The sequence below is a fragment of the Lacrimispora xylanolytica genome, from assembly GCF_026723765.1.
In the GTDB taxonomy this organism is placed as follows: Bacteria; Bacillota; Clostridia; order Lachnospirales; family Lachnospiraceae; genus Lacrimispora; species Lacrimispora xylanolytica.
Genome location: NZ_CP113524.1, coordinates 2,831,247 through 2,849,857 on the forward strand (window position 1 = coordinate 2,831,247; position 18,611 = coordinate 2,849,857).

The following is an 18,611-nucleotide window of genomic DNA, read 5'->3' on the forward strand; positions in this document are numbered from 1 at the left end:
ACTAGTATTTACAATACTCGTCTCTTATTGTCGACATTTCCTTTATGATATCATCTACATCTAAAACCATTTCCATCATACTGATCTGCTCGTCATAAACACTGCTGTCTACTTCGTCTTTTACTTCTGGCTCACAGGCATGATATACTTTTAGTCCCAACTGGACTCCTGCTAAAGGTCCTGCATAAGTAGGGTCTCCTGCAGTAACAGTCTCAGCAGCAAGGCCAGCAGCCTCACCTTCTGCGGCACCTAAAATAACAATAATATTTTCAGGTCCATACTGTTCTGCTAATGCTTTTACCCTCTTTTGATTCTCAAGATCCATAGCACCCGCGGCCGTTCAGACAAAGCATTCTGTTGATGAGAATACTACTTCTGCGCCAGCTGTTTTTACACACTCTTCAATGGCTGGGCCGGGAATGCCGTCTCTGTCACCGATAATGATGGCTTTTTTGTCTCTAAGCATCATAATTCCTCCTTATATTTTTTATATTAACGAAAGATCACCTGGGGAAGCTCCATGCATAGCAAACAGCCCACTCAGGGATCTTGCGCTATTACCAATGTTTGCTTTTCCAGCCGTTATTCAGCTAAAGCGTATTTTTTAACCATTTCTTCTATGGTGTCTGGAGTCGCATCTTCTTTGACCAGCTCCTCCACCTTTTCCCCGCCTTTGTAAATTGCCATAACAGGAAGGCCAAGTATCTTTTGTGAGATAGCAAGTCTTCTGGCCTTTGTGGTATTTAGCTTTGTAAATTTAAGCTTATCTCCATATTCCTCTGCCAGCTTTTCCACATGAGGCAAAAGAGCCTTACACGGCTCACAGCCATCTCCAAAAAAATCCACAAAAACAAAGCCGTCTGCTTCTAAGACCTCTGGTCCAAATGTGTCCTTATCAACGATTAACATAGTAACTCCTCCTTCTATTCTGAAACATATTTTTCAGCCATGACTGCTGCAATTGCACCATCCGCACAGGCTGTAACAACCTGCCTCAACTCTTTTACTCTGATATCTCCCACTGCATACACACCTGGGATGTTGGTTTCCATATTTTCGTTGGTCTTTATGTAGCCGTACTCCAGATCCAATATTCCTTCAAAGCACTTTGACTGGGGTAGATAACCAATAAATCCAAACACACCAAAGGTGCCGTCCTCTTCATCGGCTACGATTTCTTTTTTCTCCCCGCTTTTTAAGTTCTCAACTGTCATGCTTTGAACCATACCGTCGCCGCCTATCTCTTTTACCACGGTATCCCACATAAATTCTATCTTCTTATTTTTGAATGCCTTTTCCTGTATGGATTTTGCAGCTCTTAATTCGTCTCTTCTATGGATAATGGTGACTTTACGTCCAAACTTGGTGAGATAGATTGCTTCTTCCACTGCGGTATCTCCCCCGCCCACCACATAAATTTCAAAATCTTCAAAGAAATTTCCATCACAGGTGGCGCAGTAGGATACACCTTTTCCTATGTAATCTTTTTCACCCTCACAGCCGATGGGTCTTGGAAATGCTCCGGTTGCTATAATGACTGTCTTGGCGTAATAATCACTTTTTTTGCCGTGCAGTACTTTTACATCCTTTGTAAAATCTACAGATTCCACACAGTCTGCAGCTCTCTCAATTCCAAATGTCTCTACCTGCTTTGACATTCTCTTTACCAGGGAGCTTCCTGATTCCTCTGGAAGACATCCTGGGTAATTTTCGATCTCAGATGTGATGACAATCTGTCCTCCATCCTTTTCTTTTTCAATGAGCAAAGCATTCAGCCTTGCTCTGCCTGCATAAAGACCGGCTGAAAGTCCGGCTGGTCCCCCACCAATGATTACAACATCATAAATTTTCACTTGATACCCCCATTTGTTTGAATTTGTATTTTAGACGATGATTCGATCTTCTCCCTGGCGTTTGGTATACTTTTCCTGGTCAAACCGTTCCAATAGTATTAACGCAAACTTTCGGCTGGTTCCAACCATATCCCTAAAATCCGAAAGCTTTATAATACCCTTCTCATCGAATAGATCCTTGGCTTTCCCTCTTACTCCCTCATATTGACCTCGGTCCAGTATGTATTGACCTGGGAACAGGAGTAATTCTTCCTTTAACATAAATTCAAGCACTTGCTGCCTATCTTTATTATTCTCCGTAAGCTCTGAGATGGTCATAAGCGAGTAACCGCTTAAGTGTATCCTGCCTAACAAATCTTCCTTTATTTTTTGCTGATTTTGTGTCAGCTCAGGCTTAAAATAGAACAAGGATACGAGATTTTGCTCCAGCTTTAACCGTTTTACTTCCGTCAGGTACTGCAGTAGAATCTCTCCCTGTTTTTTGTTTGGTAAATGAAACTTATCAAGGAGCTCTGCCTTTGGCATCCCGCTTCTAAGTGGATTGCTTTCATGATAGTCCATCAATATGGACTCGGCCCCGGATTGGAACCGAATCAGGAATTCTTTATGTAAATACTGCTTTCCAATCTGTATGACAGTTCCTTCTTCTATCAGATGACTAAGCTCTTTTTCCACCGTTTCTCCATTGATAAATGAAGCGATTTCTTCCAGAACCGAAAAAGGATGTCCTTTTAGGTATTCTTCCATAATTTCATCTACAGAAGAGGAATCCTTTAAACTGACAGACCTTATTAATTCTTCTGTAAATTTCTTATATCGCTGAGGCTTGGGATCAATGATCATGCCGCCTCCTATGGTGGTTACCGGGGTTATGGTTCGTAAGACGAACCGGTCTCCTTTTAATACAACAATATCGTGATCCAAAATGATCTGGGCATAGCCCTCATCTTTTGATTTCACTGTTTTGTGTGTAATCGGAACGATTTTAGCAAGTACTTCCGATGAGCCTACATAAAGCTTCAAACGGGAAAATCTCTTTAGTTCGAACTTGGTATCCTGGACGATGCGAAACTTTACATCGATGATATTTGTTACATATACACTGTCTTTTGCAGCCACCGTGTTTCCTCGTTTTAATTCTTCTAAGGAAACCCCGGATAAGTTAATGGCTGTTCTCTGACCCGCATACGCTTCTTCCACACTGTGGTCATGAACCTGAAGGTTTCGCACTTTTGCAGAAAATCCCTGGGGATAAACAGTGAGCTCATCATTCACCTTAATGACTCCCTCCATAAGAGTTCCTGTTACCACCGTCCCGTACCCCTTTATGGAAAAAACTCTGTCTACATTCATGCGAGGTTTTTTCGTAAAGCTTCGTTCCTGTATATCAGAAGTCAAACGCTCCAGTTCCCCAATGAGGGTATGAAATCCCTTACGACTGATAGAATCAACCTCAACAATCCTGGTACCAGTAAGAAACGTTCCTTTTATAAAGTCTCTGATGTCTTCTATTACCAATTCCTTAAATTCTTCATCCACCATATCGACTTTGGTAAGCACAATCAAATATTTCTGAATTCCCAAGTATCCAAGAATTTCTATGTGCTCCCTTGTCTGTGGCATAATACCTTCTGTTGCCGCTATGACAATCAGTGCGAGATCAATTCCGGTTGCTCCTGCCAGCATATTTTTAATAAATTTCTCATGGCCCGGAACATCCACAATTCCAAGATTCCGTCCATTAGGCAGCCGAAAGCTGGCAAAGCCAAGATTGATTGAAATTCCTCGTTTCTTCTCTTCTGCCAGCGTATCCGTATCACAGCCGGTAAGTGCTTTTACCAAGGCTGTCTTTCCGTGGTCAATATGACCTGCTGTCCCCACAATAATGCTATCCATGGAATCCCCCGTAAATCTATATGTAAATGTGAATTATTTTTGGCGGAAACATATGGGAATCGAACCCACCCACGGCAGTTAATACCGCAACACGGTTTTGAAGACCGGTAGGCACACCAGTTACCTCTCTGTTTCCATTCTTAGTTTGAATTGTAGATTGTCTACAATTCATATGGTAATTATATCATTCTAAAAATCATTATCAACAAAGTAATGGCTATATATTTATGCAACTTTATTGATTTTTTTTATAATTGGAATGTTACCATTGGCATATTTGTATATCCCCCTGATATTTTTTTATACACGCCCCGGGGGGTGATTCCGCCCTGATCCAACACTTGAAAGGCGAATCCACTATCTGACTCCTGTATTCGCAGACAAAGCCCGCATCCAGCCGTAATTGCTTCTGGCATAGGCATAACCTTAACAGGTATCTTTGCATCAAGTAACATCTGCTCAGCCATGATTGAATGATGAGTATTATAAAAAGTAAACAATATTTCTTCCATAAGACATTCTCCCACACGTGAATGATTAAAACGACTTTAGATGTTAATGACAGAACCTGCTGATGCCATCTGTTCCGTAATCGCCATCATGTTCACGATTTGTCCGACCCCCAGGGTCGATTTCACAGAATAGTAATCTGCACACGTTCCGCAGATTTTAATCTGGGTTCCAGCCTTCTCAAGCTCTAAAAGATCATCTAATGTATTGGCCCCCTCCACCGTAAGAAGAACGCCTGAATTAAAAAACAATACTGCCTTTGGCGGAGTCTCTAGCTGGGTGAGTGAGAACAGAAATCCTTTTATCAGAATTTTGCCAAGCTCCTCACTTCCCTGTCCCATGTAATTTTTACTAACAACAACCACTAACCCGCTATCCTTTTTCCGAATAGGAATCCCCTCTTTAACAGACTGGATCATGAGCTGCTCCTGTGCCTTGGCCGGAACCTTTATGGTAACCCGATAGCTTCCAGAATGAAGCATTTCTTCCTCGGCTGTATAGCCGTTTCCTTCTGCCATATTTTTCAAATTATCACATGCAGGCTGATTGTCTACAAGAACCTGTATTTCTCCACCCTCCAGCGCAAGTTCTGCGGCTGCTTTTTTGGCTAATACCACTGGTACCGGGCAGGCTTTTCCCATCGCATCGATTATTTTCATATCGGTTAACTCCTTTTGGATTAAGTTAAGTCGCGTAACGCTTTTATAGCAAATTCCACTTCTTCTAAGGTATTCATATGGAAGAAGGAAAAGCGGACCGCTCCCTTATCCTTCGTTCCCAGGGCCTCATGCATAAGCGGAGCACAATGTGCTCCGGCACGTACGCTGATATCATATCTTTCATTCAACTCATATGCCAGCTCGCTGCTGCCAATATCAGCTGCATTAATCGATACCACTGGAGTCCGTGAAACAGAATTAAAATCACCGTAAACGGTAATGGAGTGCATCTTCTTTAATTCCGTCACAAAATAATCTGCAAGCTCCAAAGCCTGGTTCAAAAACAGTTCTCTTTTATCACTTACATAACGAACGCCTGCCAAAAGGCCTGCAATGCCATGGCAGTTTTGGGTCCCTGCCTCCAAACGCTCCGGCATCTCTTCCGGCCCTGTTTTTGAATAGGTATTACTTCCACTTCCTCCCGTATAAAGGGGTGATATGGAAAATTCCGGCTTTACGCATATACAGCCGGTTCCCTGAGGACCATACAGAGATTTATGTCCGCTGAAACAAAGTGCAGTTATGTTCATGGCTTTCATATCAATTGGCAAAAGCCCTACCGATTGGGATGCATCCACAATAAAAAAGATGCCTTTTCTCTTACAGAGTTCTCCAACTGCTGAAATGTCATATCCATTCCCAGTTACATTTGACGCATGAGTCATTACAATTGCATCGGTATCCGGACGAATGGCACCTTCCAGCTCCATCAAATCAAGCCTTCCTTTTTCATCCACAGGAACAATCGTAAAATCTCCTCTTCGATAAATGGGTCTGAGTACGCTATTATGTTCCGCAGCAGTCGTAACAATGTGTCTCTGTATAGACCCGATCGTCTGGTTCAACGCCATGGTGGCGTTTTGACAGAATGCAACGTGTATCTCGTTTTCTCCCCCCACAAAGCGGGCAATTTCCTGCCTTGCGCTTGTTATACATCGAAGTCCTTCCATGGAAGACTTATTCACCCCTCTGGAGGAATTACCGTAGGAAAGCATTGCAGTTGTAACCGCATCAATCACGCATTGCGGCTTGGGCATTGAAGTAGCAGCACTATCAAAATACATAACTAAATCCTTTCTGATATCAGCCCTGGTCTGATATTCCTATTTTATATAGAATCTAAATTTCGTTACTGCAGTTCTTTATAATAATTAAGAAGATATGTGTGAAATAATTTTTGCACTGGCTGTAATATCATTTCTTTTTTCGATAATAAATAGAAATTCCTTTTAAACGTAAAATCTTTTAATTCAATGGTCTTTATCAATCCCATTTGGGTATACATGGCAGTCGAAGCCCGGGATACAAATGAAATACCGATGCCGCTTGAAACTGCCTGTAAAACACCATGTGTATTGTTAAAGGAACAGGCGGTGATTAATTGATCAATTGTTAAATCCAAAGAGAGCAGGATTTTTTCCAGCTCCTTTCTGGTTCCTGATCCGTCTTCTCTCATAATAAAAGGTTGAGTACGAAGGAGCTTTATCAACACCTCCGGTGATATATTCTCCGGGGTTTTAAAACCAGAAGGAACAGCAAGCACCAATGTATCGTGGTAGAATGGAGTTTGTACAAACCTGTTGCCGGAAAGCTTTGTTCCTGTGATACCAAAATCAAAAATACAGTTAGAAAGCAGCTTTCCTACTTGTTCACTGTCACTTTGCCTGACTTTAAAAAAGATATCGGGATAGCTTTTTTGAAATACAGCAATCAGGGACGGCAGCAGATATTGAGCGGGAACACTGGAAGCCAAAAGAGAGATTTCTCCTCTTATGCTGCTTCCTCCCTGGGATACCGTATGAATGGCTTCATCACGAAGAGCCAGCATGTTTTGCGCATAAACAAAAAAATCCAATCCGCTTTTTGTAGGGTAAACTTCCTTTGTAGAGCGTATCAACAGCTGTGTACCCAATTCTTTTTCCAAAGAATTAATATGGGAACTGATCGTAGGCTGAGATAAATAAATGGTATCAGCCGCTTTTGAGAAACTGTTCAGCTTCGCCACATAAACAAATGCTTCAAGTTGCTTTAAATCCATAGTGACACAACCTTTCAACCAAAAGATTCCTTCCAATATGTAATGTATTACCCTGATATAATCAGGTTTTTATCTTGACGTGTTATCACAGAGGCAACGCAAGAGCTTACGATTCCCATGTCACCCAGGTCTTTTAATAGAGCCTCAGTATCTCTGGAATCAACACTGAACAAAAGACCGCCTGACGTCTGAGGATCAAACAATATTTCCTGCATTGGCTGGGAAACATGCTCAAACCGCAGTTTATCTTTTAGATATTTTCTGTTTTTCTGACCTCCGCCTGTGATCAAATATTCCTCCGCCAGTCTATAAGCTTCTTCTATATAATGTATCTTAGAGCAGTCTACTAAAATGGTATATTCCTCTGTAACCATTTCATTTAAATGTCCTAAAAAGCCAAATCCGGTCACATCAGTGCTTGCATGTACCCGGTATTTTTTACTTGCCTCTGCTCCGTACTTGTTCAATGTCTGCATGCTGTCAACCGCTTGTTCGAAGCTTTTTATAGAAGCCTCTCCCGCTTTATAAGAAGAGGTCACCAGGCCCACCCCAAGGGGCTTGGTAAGTATAATATCATCACCAATGGAGCAATTATTATTTCTCATAATTCTTTGAGGATTTACAATGCCGGTGACTGAAAGTCCATACTTTGGTTCCTTATCTGCAATGGAATGGCCTCCGCAGAGTACTCCTCCTGCTTCTTTTACTTTTTCTGCCCCGCCCCTTAATATCTCACCTAGAATAGCAGGGTCTTCATCCTCTGGAAAACATACCATGTTAAGAGCAACCTTAACTTCTCCCCCCATTGCGTATATATCACTTAATGCATTAGCTGCCGCAATTTTCCCAAATAAATAGGGGTCTTCCACCATAGGCGGGAAGAAATCAAGGGTTTGAATGATAGCCAATTCATCCGTTAACCGATAGACAGCCCCATCATCCGATGTATCAAATCCTACAATAAGATTCTTGTCATCAAAAAGAGGTATATTTAACAATGCTTCTTTTAACATTCCCTGAGGCAGTTTGGCAATGCACCCTCCACAAGAGGTAAACTTGTTGATTTTTCGAACATCCATAACTTCTCCTTAAACCAATCTGATTTGTAAAATTGTTCCCAAATTTCCCATAAAAAATAGAAACACTGCCCCCTCCCCCGTTAGCCTGATAAACAATTATGATTGTAATGTAGATTGTCTACAATCTACATTACAATCATAATTGAACAAGTTATCTTTTACAAGCGATTAATAGTTATATAACCGGCTCAACTTATTAAAATTATCTATAATACAACACTTTTTAAGATATATTATGTGTATTTTCAACAACTAAAATGTTGTAACAAAGAGAAACAAAACAAAAAAAACGCACAATTACCTATCAGTAGTTGTGCATTTTACATTCGCTTTTTTAATATCTAAAGCTGATATTAAGCTTTTAAAGCAGCTCCAATGGCTCCAGCATAACGGGAATAATGGGAAACGTTAACAGGGTACCCCGTCTGCTGCTCCAGCACGTTTCTAAGTCCTTCCAATTGTGCCAATCCACCGGTTAAAAGAATGGGGGACTCGATTCCAATTCTTCCGGCCAGCGCCATCACTCTTGTGACCACGGATTGAACAATCCCTCCGGCGATCTCTTCCCGGCTTTTTCCCGCCGCCAGCAAGGATACAATTTCAGAATCGGCAAATACCGCGCACATACTGCTTAGGGAACAGCATTTCCCCTCTTCTAACAGCTTTGGAAAATCAGATAAATCAATCCCCATACGGTGGGCAGACATCTCAAGAAATCTTCCGGTGCCAGCCGCGCATTTATCATTCATCTGAAATGAAACTACCTTTCCATTCTCTACGGATATGACCTTGGAATCCTGTCCCCCAATGTCAATAATAGTACGAACCTCTGGCAGGAGGTAATCTGCCCCTGCTGCATGACAGGTAATTTCAGTTATTTTCTTATGAGCAAAGTCAATTCCCACTCTTCCATAACCAGTTGCTGCCACACGTATGTCTTCATCCGTTCTATTCTCCTGCTGCAATAGATCTTTAAGCACCGCTCTTGCAGTTTCTTTTGGATTCCAGCCTGTTGGCTTTACACAAGACGCGGCAATCCTGCCGCCTTTTAAAAGGATTCCCTTACAGGCGGCAGAACCGCAGTCAATTCCTACTGTTATCTGTTCCATTCTTTATAACATCTCCACAAATGCTCCGGCTCTTGTTGACAGCTGTCCGATATCAGCCGTACTATAATCAGTTTCTAATTGAAGATAGGGTATGTTTCTTTCTTTTAAAAACGTTTTTACGGTACTTGACTCTACCGCATAAGTATGACATGCCTGAAGGGTCATTTCCACCACTCCGTCTACCTTAAACTGCTCACACAGTCTTCCCAGGAGTTCAAACCGGTTGGGGTTGGGAGTCATAATGGAACAGCCAATCTGTAGGTAGTGATCTGCAATATTGGCAATAGGATCTCCCTCTTCGGAGCACTGACGGTCCATCTGCTTTGCACCGGTACAGTTTTCATATGCGACCACAACAGCACCTGCTTCCTCAATGACCTTTACGACTTTTTCCGTTACTCCTCCCATGGGACAGCCTGTAATAAGGATACGGGGAGCATCTTTCGATACTGGCCGTTCACCTGCCTCATAGGCAGCTTTTATATTATGGATGGCATTCTGGATTTCTTCTGTTTTCTCCTTCCAGTCAAATTTAAACTGAGAGCCAAATAAAATCTGGAGCTGGCGCAGACCAGTAATCGGCGGAGGACATAAGGTGCTAAGCTCATACAGCTCTTTTAACAGCCTACGTTCCTCATTGCGTTTTTGAATGGCATCTCTTAACATCTCATCGGTGATGGTCACACCAAAATCTTTTTCTACCCGCTCCTTTAGGCGAAGGACTTCAGACCTCCAAAGAGCTTTTGACTCTGGAGTGAACTGATTGCGGGGAAGCTGAAGAACATGCAGGTTTTTCTTTTTTGCAAGGAGCTCATACATCTTCACCTTGCCGTCGCAGGTTGTTTCACCAACCACTAAATCTGCAAAATACATATAAGGACATTTATCCGTTACTGCAAATCCATAGCTTGATTTAATCAGGGGACATAAATTGCCTGGCAGCTCTTTTTCCGCATCTGGAATCGTTTCATCACTGGTGGAACAAAGGCTTACCGATACCAGGCCAGCCGCCATAAAAATCTCAAGAGGTGTATAGGTACAAAACTGTCCAACGACTCCCTTACCGGAATCTTTTATTTTCTTAACTGCCAGAAATCCGTTTTTTCTTGCCTCTGCAAAACTTTCAAATACCTGAGGCAGTTCTCTTTTCATCTCAATCATGGTTTGACTCCTTTCAAATATGACCCTGTGATTTGTATATTAGAACAGTAATTATTTTAAATTGTAGTCCAGAAAGCGTTTCAGTCTCTCATCTTTAGGATTATCCAGTATTTCTTCTGGTTCCCCATCCCCCACAATGGTTCCATCTGCCATAAATAATATTCTAGTAGCAATCCTGCGCGCAAACATAATCTCATGGGTGACAAGTATCATGGTAGATCCGTCTTCTGCCACCTGTTGAATGGTGTTTAAAACCTCCCCCACCAGTTCCGGGTCAAGGGCAGAGGTCGGTTCGTCAAACAATAGGACCTCCGGACTCACTGCCAGAGCTCTGGCTATGCCAATCCGCTGCTGCTGTCCGCCGGAAAGCTTAGAGGGATAATAGTCCTTCCGTTCCAGCATTCCAACCTTTTTAAGAAGCTTTAACCCCAATTCCTGGGCTTCCTTCCTGCTTTTTCCGGCCACAATCATCAGCGCTTCCATAATATTTTCCAACGCTGTTTTATTCTTAAACAAGTTGTAATTTTGGAAAACCATGGCGGAATGCCCCCGCAGCTCCATAATATCTTTATTCCTATGATTCTTTGCATCTATGGTTGTAGATCCAATACGGATGCTTCCAGCCGTTGGCTTTGTCAGATAATTCAAACATCTGAGCAATGTGGATTTTCCAGTTCCGGAAGAACCAAGAATGGCAACAATCTCACCTTTTTTAATGGAGACATTTATATCCTTTAAAATATCTGTTTGTCCGTCAAAGGACTTCCATAAATGACTGATTTCAACCACTTTTTTACCTCTTCCTCCACTTAGTCATGAATCATTTGAGTCATATCGGAATACATCCATTTTGTAATTATCTTTGAAGTGGTTCCATCTTCCATCATCTTATCCAAGACCTGATTTACTTCTTCACAAAGCTCTTTTCCCTTCTCATTTTGCTGGAAGTAATATGCTACATTATTTGCAAGAAGCCTGGTCTCCAGAATATGAAACTTCATGTTTTGCGTCTTCTCATATTTATGGACAAGGCTGTCTGTTGTCGCCATGGCATCAATTCTTTTCAAATGAAGATCCTGATATCCCGTATCACTTGTTTCATAAACGACTACATTCCAGCCATATGTTTCTGCCATCTTCTCTACGGATACCTGGGAAGCCTGCCCCTGGGTAACTCCGATGGTAACGCCTTTCAATGCCTCAAAGGTATTGATGTCTGCTTTGTCTTCGTTCACAATCACACACTGGGCATCTCCGTAATAGGGGTGAGAAGTCAAATATTTATCCATTCTCGCTTTTGTTGTCGCAAAGCAATTTGCGGCAACGTCAACCCGTCCGGCATCCAGTTCGCCAAACAAGGATGAGAATTCCGCCTGCTTCACTTCAATATCCCAACCGGTACGTTTTGCAATCTCACTCCACATCTCTGAATCAATTCCAGTCCATTCCTTTCCATCACTGCTAAGGAGGCTGTAGGGTTCTCCTGTGCCGCCTGTGGCAATTATGACTTTACGTTTTTCGGCTGAACTTTGCTCTGATCCATTTTCTGATTTTGTGCTCTCTGCCGTTGTTTTCTCTGCATCTGCTGCTTTGGCTGAAGTATTGCTGCTGCATCCTGCAAGCGTCATTGCTGCCATTAGCAGGAGAATTGGTAATCCTTTTTTCATTTTTTTCCTCCCAATATTTGATGGTTGTCAGTACATTTCCATACATTTTCTATCCATAATCTTATGAAGATGAGAAAATCCCAAAACTAAAAGCCAGTAAATAATCATAACAGCAAGGTAGATTTCAAAGTAGCGAAAGGACTGCGCGCCTTCACTCTTTGCCTGTCCCATAATATCTCTGACACCAAGCATGAATGCCAGTGATGTTGCCTTTAAAAGATTAATCAGATCGTTAAATAAGGCCGGCAATGACACGCGAAACGCCTGTGGCAATACAATCCGTCTAATGGTCTGAAGCTCTGTCATTCCAAGCATGGCGGCAGCTTCCTTTTGCCCAGAGTCAACCGACAGAAGGGCTCCACGAATGCTTTCAGACATAAAGGCTCCGGTATTTAAGCTCAATACCAAGGCCACCGCAGTCAGCGGCTTCATATTAAGCACAATCTCACTGACTCTTGCCAGCCCATAATAAAAAAAATACAACTGAGCCACCAGAGGGGTTCCCCTTAATATGGACAAATAAAAACGGGTAAGGGGATAAAGAATCTTTATTTTATAATATCCGATAACGGCTACGGTGACACCGATGAGAATGGAGAACATTGCCGCCGTCAAGGTCAGCGTTAGCGTCACCTGTAATTTAGATGCAATCGTTGGAAACACATTTAGAAAATAAGTGAAGTCAAACAAGTTCTATACTCCTTTAGGTATGATAAATTCTAAAATAATTATATCATTGGGGTATATTGGAAACAAATTCAAAATATATATCAATCTTTCTCTCATCTATACATTTAACCAATATATAAAAAAAGATAAAAAAGAAATCCAGCCAATTTACTGAAAAATAATGGCTGGATTTCTGTAACACTTTGATTCATTTAATATATATTAGTCTCAGGAAACTTTTTTAGCCTGAGCTAACTTTTTTAATGATAAAGATAATCACTCCTATTTTTGTGATACATCTTGCACTTCTTCATTTTTAGGCATATAATATAATTAATTTAGGTATACCTAAAAATGGAGGCGATGATATGACACCAAATAAAGAAGATTATTTAAAAGAACTATATAAACTGGGCGGCTCAGAGCATCTTATCAACAACAAACAGCTATCTCAGGCTTTAAAAATAGCACCGGCTTCTGTATCTGAGATGCTTGCAAAGCTAAGTCAGGAAGCACTGCTTGTCACGGAGCCATATAAAGGAGCAAAGCTGACAAAGGAAGGAATTGAAATTGCTGTTTCACTTTTGCGTGGACACCGCTTGTGGGAGGTATTCCTTATCCGGCATCTGGGATATTCCTGGAGTGAAGCACATGAAGATGCTGAATTATTAGAGCACGTATCTCCTGTCCGGCTTACGAACCGGCTGGAGGGTTTCTTGAATTATCCGGAGTACTGCCCCCATGGCAATGCAATACCGAACCAGATGGGACAGATAAAGGAAGGGGCCTTAACACTTCTTTCCACACTTACAGCTGGTAAAACAGCCATTATAAAAAAGGTGCAGGAAGAAAAAGAACTTCTTGATTACCTGCAGACACAGGGAATTGAAATAGGAAGCCAGATAACAGTCCTTTCGGTGGATGATTATGAAGGTCCCTTTACCCTGACACTTGGAGATAAAAAAATACGGATCAGCCATAAAGCCGCCTGTCAGATTTATGTAGCTGCCAGGAGTGAAACTAAAAACAAAGAATAGAATGGAGGATATTTATGATGAAAAAATGTATGGTTTTGTTAAGTTTCTGCCTTATGACAGTAATGATGATAACAGGATGCCAAAAAGCAGAACAGAAGAAAACCAGTGATACCTTAAACATTGTAGCCACCACCACTATGCTTGCTGACTTATCCAGAGTCATTGGTGGAGAACATGTAAATGTAGATGGGCTTATGGGGCCTGGAATTGATCCCCATTTATACCAGGCAAGTGCCGGAGATGTTACATTGATGCAAAATGCTGATGTCGTTGTTTACAATGGCTTGCATCTGGAAGGAAAGATGGGTGAGATTTTTCAGTCCCTCACAGATCGCGGCAGTACCGTAATCTGTATTGAAGATGGCCTTCCAAAAGATCAATTATTATCCTGGGAGGACGACAGCTCTGTCCATGATCCACATATCTGGTTTCAGGTTTCCCTGTGGAAATCAGCAGCAAAAACGGTAGCAGACCGTCTGTCAGAAGCAGATCCCAGTCATGCCCAGGCTTATAAGAAAAACTTAGAAGCCTATACCTTAGAGCTGGAAAAACTGGATACCTACATAAGGGACAGAATCAATGAAATACCAAAAGATCAGAGAGTTCTCATCACAGCACATGATGCGTTTCAATATTTTGGCAAGGCATATGGTCTTGAAGTAAGAGGACTACAGGGAATCAGTACGGATGCGGAGGCAGGAACTGCCGATGTAAGCACCCTGGCAGATTTTATTACCAAGCGTAAGATAAAAGCCGTTTTTGTGGAATCTTCTGTTCCGCCTAAAACCATAGAGGCCCTTCAGGCGGCAGTTAAATCAAAGGGGTTTGATGTTGCCATAGGCGGAGAGCTTTACTCAGATTCCCTGGGAGGCAAAAATTCCGGCGCTGAAACCTACCTTCTCACAGTAAAAGCCAATGTTGACACTATCGTAGGAGCTTTAAAATAGTTATTTCAGTAAGGAGGAAACCATATGAAATCAAAGAAATTAGATTATGCCGTTCATATAGAAGATTTAACCGTGGCCTATGATTCCAAGCCAGTTCTGTGGGATATTGACCTTGATATCCCACAGGGTAAACTGATGGCAGTGGTCGGCCCCAACGGCGCAGGAAAAACCACACTTTTAAAAGCCATGCTGGGTCTACTGGTTCCGGTTACAGGCACAGTAAATTTTTTCAATGAAAAAGAAAATAACCTTCGCAAATTAAAAAATAAGGTTGCTTATGTGCCTCAAAGCGGAAGCGTTGACTGGGATTTCCCTGCTACTGTACTGGATATTGTACTAATGGGCTGTTACGGGAGACTGGGATTTATCAGACGTCCAGGAAAAAAAGAGAAAGAAATGGCTATGGAATGCTTACAAAAGGTAGGCATGGAAGCATTTCATAACCGTCAGATCAGTCAGTTGTCCGGCGGTCAGCAGCAGCGTGTATTCTTAGCCAGGGCTCTCATGCAGACAGCAGATATATACTTTATGGATGAACCTTTTAAAGGCGTTGACATTCAAACGGAAAAGGCAATTGTACAGCTGTTAAAGGAGTTAAGGGAATCGGGCAAAACAGTTGTGGTAGTGCACCACGATCTGCAGACAGTTAAAGAATACTTTGATTGGGTCACACTGATTAATATTAAGGTCATTGCAAGCGGCCCCGTAGAGGAAGTTTTCCATGAAAGCAACTTAAAAAAGGCCTACCGAAGCTCTGTAAATCTATTGCAGGGTGCTATGTAAGGAGGTGCATAAATATGGAACAGGTATTTACCCTTTTTAAAGACTACACGTTTCAGACCGTGGCCCTTGGCTCAGCCATTTTAGGCTTATTAAGCGGTATATTAGGAAGCTTCGCAGTCCTTCGTAAGCAAAGTCTTTTAGGTGACGGTGTGTCCCATGCCGCTTTGCCTGGTGTCATACTGGCGTTCATACTAACCGGCTCCAAGCACACGGAAGTGCTTCTTCTTGGAGCCTTGGTCTCAGGCTTAATGGCCACTTTATTTATCATCAGCATTGTAAAACATACCAGAATCAAATTTGACAGCGCACTCGCCCTTGTCATGTCTGTATTCTTTGGATTTGGGCTGGTACTCCTCACCTTTGTTCAGAAAATACCAAACTCCAATCAGGCCGGATTAAAACGCTTTATCTTCGGGCAGGCTTCTACCCTGCTGCAAAGAGACGTGATCTTTATGAGCCTGTGCGGAGTCATACTTCTTATCCTGGTACTCCTGTTCTGGAAAGAATTTAAGCTATTTATCTTTGATATGGAATATGCCAGGAGCCTTGGTCTTCCAGCCAATAAAATTAATCTTCTGCTGTCATTTATGATTGTTATGGCAATTATTATTGGCCTGCAGACCGTAGGTGTCATATTAATGAGCGCCATGCTGATCGCTCCCGCAGTTGCTGCCAGGCAATGGACCGACCGCTTATGGGTCATGGTCATGCTGTCTGCCGTCTTTGGTGCTGTATCTGGAATCCTTGGAACCATTGCCAGCTCTCTGACTGCAAAACTGCCAACAGGACCTGCCATTGTTGTGTTTATCAGCTGCATTGTCATATTCAGTATCCTGTTTGCTCCGGGAAGAGGTATCTTACAAAAGATGATTCATAGAAGGAACTTAAAACAGATGATAAAAAGAAGAGGAGGGAATGAAGATGTCTCCACAATTTGAAATTCAACTGATTGCGGTCATCGTGGCCGTTGCCTGCTCCCTGCCTGGAGTATTTCTTGTATTAAGGAAAATGTCAATGATGTCTGATTCCATTACTCATACCATTCTTCTAGGTATTGTCCTTGCCTTTTTCCTGACCCACGACTTATCTTCCCCGCTTCTGATTGCAGGAGCTGCCTTTATGGGCCTTGCAACCGTATGGCTGACAGAAACATTAAACCGTACAAAGCTCCTTTCTGAGGATGCTTCCATTGGGATTGTATTTCCCCTGTTATTTTCCATAGCCATCATACTGATTACCAGATACGCAGGTTCTGTGCATCTGGATACGGATTCCGTTTTGTTAGGTGAGCTTGCATTTGCTCCATTTAACCGAATGATCTTGTTTGGCTATGACATTGGTGCGAAAGCAATTTACAGCACACTGACCTTGCTCCTTATTAATCTGATTTGTATCATAGTATTTTTTAAGGAATTAAAAGTAGTTACCTTTGATCCTATCCTGTCCGCGGTACTGGGAATCTCTCCGACTCTCATTCATTATGGGTTGATGTTGCTGGTTTCCATGACAACCGTAGGAGCTTTTGAAGCAGTTGGTTCTGTACTGGTGGTTGCCTTTATGATTGGACCGCCTGCTACGGCTTATCTTTTGACCGATGACTTAAAGCATATGCTGATGCTCAGTACAGGAATCGGTGCTGTCAATGGCATCTCAGGCTTTTATCTGGCTTCCTGGCTGGATGCTTCTATCTCAGGCAGTATGGCTGTTATGACTGGATTTGTATTCTTTCTTGTATTTATTACGGCACCAAAAAAGGGCTTTATAAGCTCCATCCGAAGACACAAAAGGCAAAAACTGGATTTCAGCATGAAAACATTGCTCTTTCATCTATACCAACACGAAGGAAGCGAGGCAGAAAGCCAGGAAGCCGGCCTTCATACTCTTTCCGCCCATTTTCATTGGGATGAAGCGTTTACAAATAAAATTGTAAAATACTTATTAAAAGAAGGTAATGTGAGTATTGAAAATGAGGTCATAAAACTTACTACGAAAGGAAGAGAGTTGAGTGACCAGGAATATAAGGCTATATTTTCAGAATAAGTTAAGCCAGCCGTTCTTAAGTAAGAAGGGCTGGCTTTCCAATATCATTATTTTTATTTCTCTTTCACTTTAATATCTAAAATATCCAGCAAGAACATAAAAAGCGGAATCCCGAACAGCAATCCCCATACCCCGATATAATGCTCGCTGACTAACAAGATTAAAAACACCAGAAATACTGGAATCTTTGTTTTAGCTGACATTAACTTAGGATTTAGGACGTAGGTCTCCAGAGAATGAAGCACCACGATCATAACAATGACCTCAATAATCTTAATGGCACCACCGATGTTAAATGCAATAATAGTAAGCGGAATCAGTGAAATAATCACACCAGCTACAGGAATCAGTCCCAGAATGAAAATCATGGCTCCCAGTCCCAAGGTCTGAGGAAATCCCATTAGAGTCAGAGCAAGTACAGATAATACGGAGTTAATAAAAGCAATGACAATCTGTAATTCAATGACTTTACCAAAGGAATTTAAAAACTTCTTTCCATAGTAAACAGAATATTCAAAAAGAAAAGATACCTTACTATTCTCCATGTGCTTTAAAAAGCCAATAATCTCATCTCTCTCCAATAAAAAGAGGAAGCTGATTAAAAAGGAAAGAACCAGATTAATGCTGAATGTACCAGCCGTTGCAACAAAGCTGAGAAGATGACTTTCTGCCATTCGGATATATCCGTCAATCTGCTCCTTGGGAATGCTGCTAATGAGATTGATGTTAATCTCCGACTGCAACTGGTTCAAATCAAATTTCGATATCAAATTGACGATATCAAACAGCTGCTGGGTCACTTTAGGAATGTATACAATACCACTGATGGTAAAAATAAGAAGAATCACTGCATACATCATTATGGTGATCAGTTTACGGCTTACTTTTATCCTGGCATTTACCTTATCATAGATATATTTTTGCAGCTGACCGAAGATAAAGGTAATAATAAAAATAAGGAGAAGCTGATTGAACATACCCCGGAACAAATACATGAACAAAGCGAGGAGTAAAATACTAAAAACCTTTTTAACAACCGTATTACTAAAAATATCACCGAATCGATCCATCTAGAATGCCTTTCTATCCCCCAAAATACGGGT

The 18,611-nt window shown here is 41.7% G+C and carries 20 protein-coding genes and 1 tRNA gene; 5 read left to right on the forward strand and 16 right to left on the reverse strand.

Annotated elements, in window-relative coordinates:
* Nucleotide 1: 1 nt before the first annotated feature.
* The 15 genes from grdA to OW255_RS13385 all read right to left on the reverse strand — a co-directional run bounded on the left by grdA (nt 2) and on the right by OW255_RS13385 (nt 12,722).
* Nucleotides 2-472, reverse strand: coding sequence for a glycine/sarcosine/betaine reductase complex selenoprotein A (grdA, locus tag OW255_RS13315; RefSeq protein ID WP_242842174.1), 471 nt, complete (start codon nt 470-472; stop codon nt 2-4).
* A gap of 110 nt (nt 473-582) precedes the next feature.
* Nucleotides 583-909, reverse strand: coding sequence for a thioredoxin TrxA (gene trxA, locus OW255_RS13320; protein ID WP_024835277.1), 327 nt, complete (start codon nt 907-909; stop codon nt 583-585).
* Nucleotides 910-923: 14 nt separating this feature from the next.
* Nucleotides 924-1,853, reverse strand: a complete 930-nt coding sequence (gene trxB / locus OW255_RS13325) for a thioredoxin-disulfide reductase (protein ID WP_024835276.1) — start codon at nt 1,851-1,853, stop codon at nt 924-926.
* A 30-nt stretch (nt 1,854-1,883) separates the two neighbouring features.
* The gene (gene selB / locus OW255_RS13330; RefSeq protein ID WP_024835275.1) at nt 1,884-3,749 is read right to left on the reverse strand and encodes a selenocysteine-specific translation elongation factor; all 1,866 of its coding nucleotides are present in this window, start codon (nt 3,747-3,749) and stop codon (nt 1,884-1,886) included.
* Between the two features lie 40 nt (nt 3,750-3,789).
* Nucleotides 3,790-3,885 (reverse strand) — tRNA-Sec (locus OW255_RS13335).
* Nucleotides 3,886-3,997: 112 nt separating this feature from the next.
* On the reverse strand, nt 3,998-4,261 hold the full coding sequence (locus OW255_RS13340) for a putative Se/S carrier protein (protein WP_024835274.1): 264 nt from the start codon (nt 4,259-4,261) through the stop codon (nt 3,998-4,000).
* A 36-nt stretch (nt 4,262-4,297) separates the two neighbouring features.
* On the reverse strand, nt 4,298-4,918 hold the full coding sequence (gene yedF / locus OW255_RS13345; RefSeq protein ID WP_024835273.1) for a sulfurtransferase-like selenium metabolism protein YedF: 621 nt from the start codon (nt 4,916-4,918) through the stop codon (nt 4,298-4,300).
* 20 nt (nt 4,919-4,938) lie between these two features.
* Nucleotides 4,939-6,042 carry an aminotransferase class V-fold PLP-dependent enzyme gene (locus OW255_RS13350; protein WP_024835272.1) on the reverse strand — a complete coding sequence of 368 codons (1,104 nt, stop codon included), beginning with the start codon at nt 6,040-6,042 and terminating at the stop codon, nt 4,939-4,941.
* 65 nt (nt 6,043-6,107) lie between these two features.
* The gene (locus OW255_RS13355; RefSeq protein WP_024835271.1) at nt 6,108-7,016 is read right to left on the reverse strand and encodes a selenium metabolism-associated LysR family transcriptional regulator; all 909 of its coding nucleotides are present in this window, start codon (nt 7,014-7,016) and stop codon (nt 6,108-6,110) included.
* Nucleotides 7,017-7,063: 47 nt separating this feature from the next.
* Entirely contained in the window at nt 7,064-8,095 is a 1,032-nt protein-coding gene (selD, locus tag OW255_RS13360; RefSeq protein WP_268114323.1) for a selenide, water dikinase SelD, read from the reverse strand.
* Nucleotides 8,096-8,448: 353 nt separating this feature from the next.
* Nucleotides 8,449-9,204, reverse strand: coding sequence for an acyl-CoA dehydratase activase (locus OW255_RS13365; RefSeq protein ID WP_024835269.1), 756 nt, complete (start codon nt 9,202-9,204; stop codon nt 8,449-8,451).
* Nucleotides 9,205-9,207: 3 nt separating this feature from the next.
* Complete coding sequence (locus OW255_RS13370) at nt 9,208-10,362, reverse strand: double-cubane-cluster-containing anaerobic reductase (RefSeq protein WP_268116610.1); 1,155 nt, start codon at nt 10,360-10,362, stop codon at nt 9,208-9,210.
* Between the two features lie 54 nt (nt 10,363-10,416).
* Nucleotides 10,417-11,154: an amino acid ABC transporter ATP-binding protein gene (locus OW255_RS13375; RefSeq protein ID WP_024835267.1), complete on the reverse strand. Its 738-nt coding sequence runs from the start codon at nt 11,152-11,154 to the stop codon at nt 10,417-10,419.
* A gap of 20 nt (nt 11,155-11,174) precedes the next feature.
* Nucleotides 11,175-12,032: a transporter substrate-binding domain-containing protein gene (locus OW255_RS13380; RefSeq protein ID WP_024835266.1), complete on the reverse strand. Its 858-nt coding sequence runs from the start codon at nt 12,030-12,032 to the stop codon at nt 11,175-11,177.
* 27 nt (nt 12,033-12,059) lie between these two features.
* The gene (locus tag OW255_RS13385; RefSeq protein WP_024835265.1) at nt 12,060-12,722 is read right to left on the reverse strand and encodes an amino acid ABC transporter permease; all 663 of its coding nucleotides are present in this window, start codon (nt 12,720-12,722) and stop codon (nt 12,060-12,062) included.
* A gap of 347 nt (nt 12,723-13,069) precedes the next feature.
* Here OW255_RS13385 and OW255_RS13390 point away from each other — a divergent pair, with 347 nt between their 5' ends.
* From OW255_RS13390 to OW255_RS13410, 5 genes are read left to right on the forward strand one after another with little or no spacing between them, the layout of a single operon-like run.
* Complete coding sequence (locus OW255_RS13390) at nt 13,070-13,738, forward strand: metal-dependent transcriptional regulator (RefSeq protein ID WP_024835264.1); 669 nt, start codon at nt 13,070-13,072, stop codon at nt 13,736-13,738.
* Nucleotides 13,739-13,752: 14 nt separating this feature from the next.
* Entirely contained in the window at nt 13,753-14,685 is a 933-nt protein-coding gene (locus OW255_RS13395; RefSeq protein WP_024835263.1) for a metal ABC transporter solute-binding protein, Zn/Mn family, read from the forward strand.
* 24 nt (nt 14,686-14,709) lie between these two features.
* Nucleotides 14,710-15,468 carry a metal ABC transporter ATP-binding protein gene (locus tag OW255_RS13400; RefSeq protein WP_024835262.1) on the forward strand — a complete coding sequence of 253 codons (759 nt, stop codon included), beginning with the start codon at nt 14,710-14,712 and terminating at the stop codon, nt 15,466-15,468.
* Nucleotides 15,469-15,482: 14 nt separating this feature from the next.
* Complete coding sequence (locus OW255_RS13405) at nt 15,483-16,406, forward strand: metal ABC transporter permease (protein WP_024835261.1); 924 nt, start codon at nt 15,483-15,485, stop codon at nt 16,404-16,406.
* Nucleotides 16,390-17,508 (forward strand): metal ABC transporter permease, encoded by a 1,119-nt coding sequence (locus OW255_RS13410; RefSeq protein ID WP_024835260.1) that lies wholly within the window; start codon nt 16,390-16,392, stop codon nt 17,506-17,508. Before OW255_RS13405 ends, OW255_RS13410 begins: the two co-directional genes overlap by 17 nt.
* Nucleotides 17,509-17,561: 53 nt before the next feature.
* Here OW255_RS13410 and OW255_RS13415 read toward each other — a convergent pair whose 3' ends face one another.
* Nucleotides 17,562-18,578 carry an AI-2E family transporter gene (locus OW255_RS13415; RefSeq protein ID WP_024835259.1) on the reverse strand — a complete coding sequence of 339 codons (1,017 nt, stop codon included), beginning with the start codon at nt 18,576-18,578 and terminating at the stop codon, nt 17,562-17,564.
* Nucleotides 18,579-18,611: the final 33 nt, after the last annotated feature.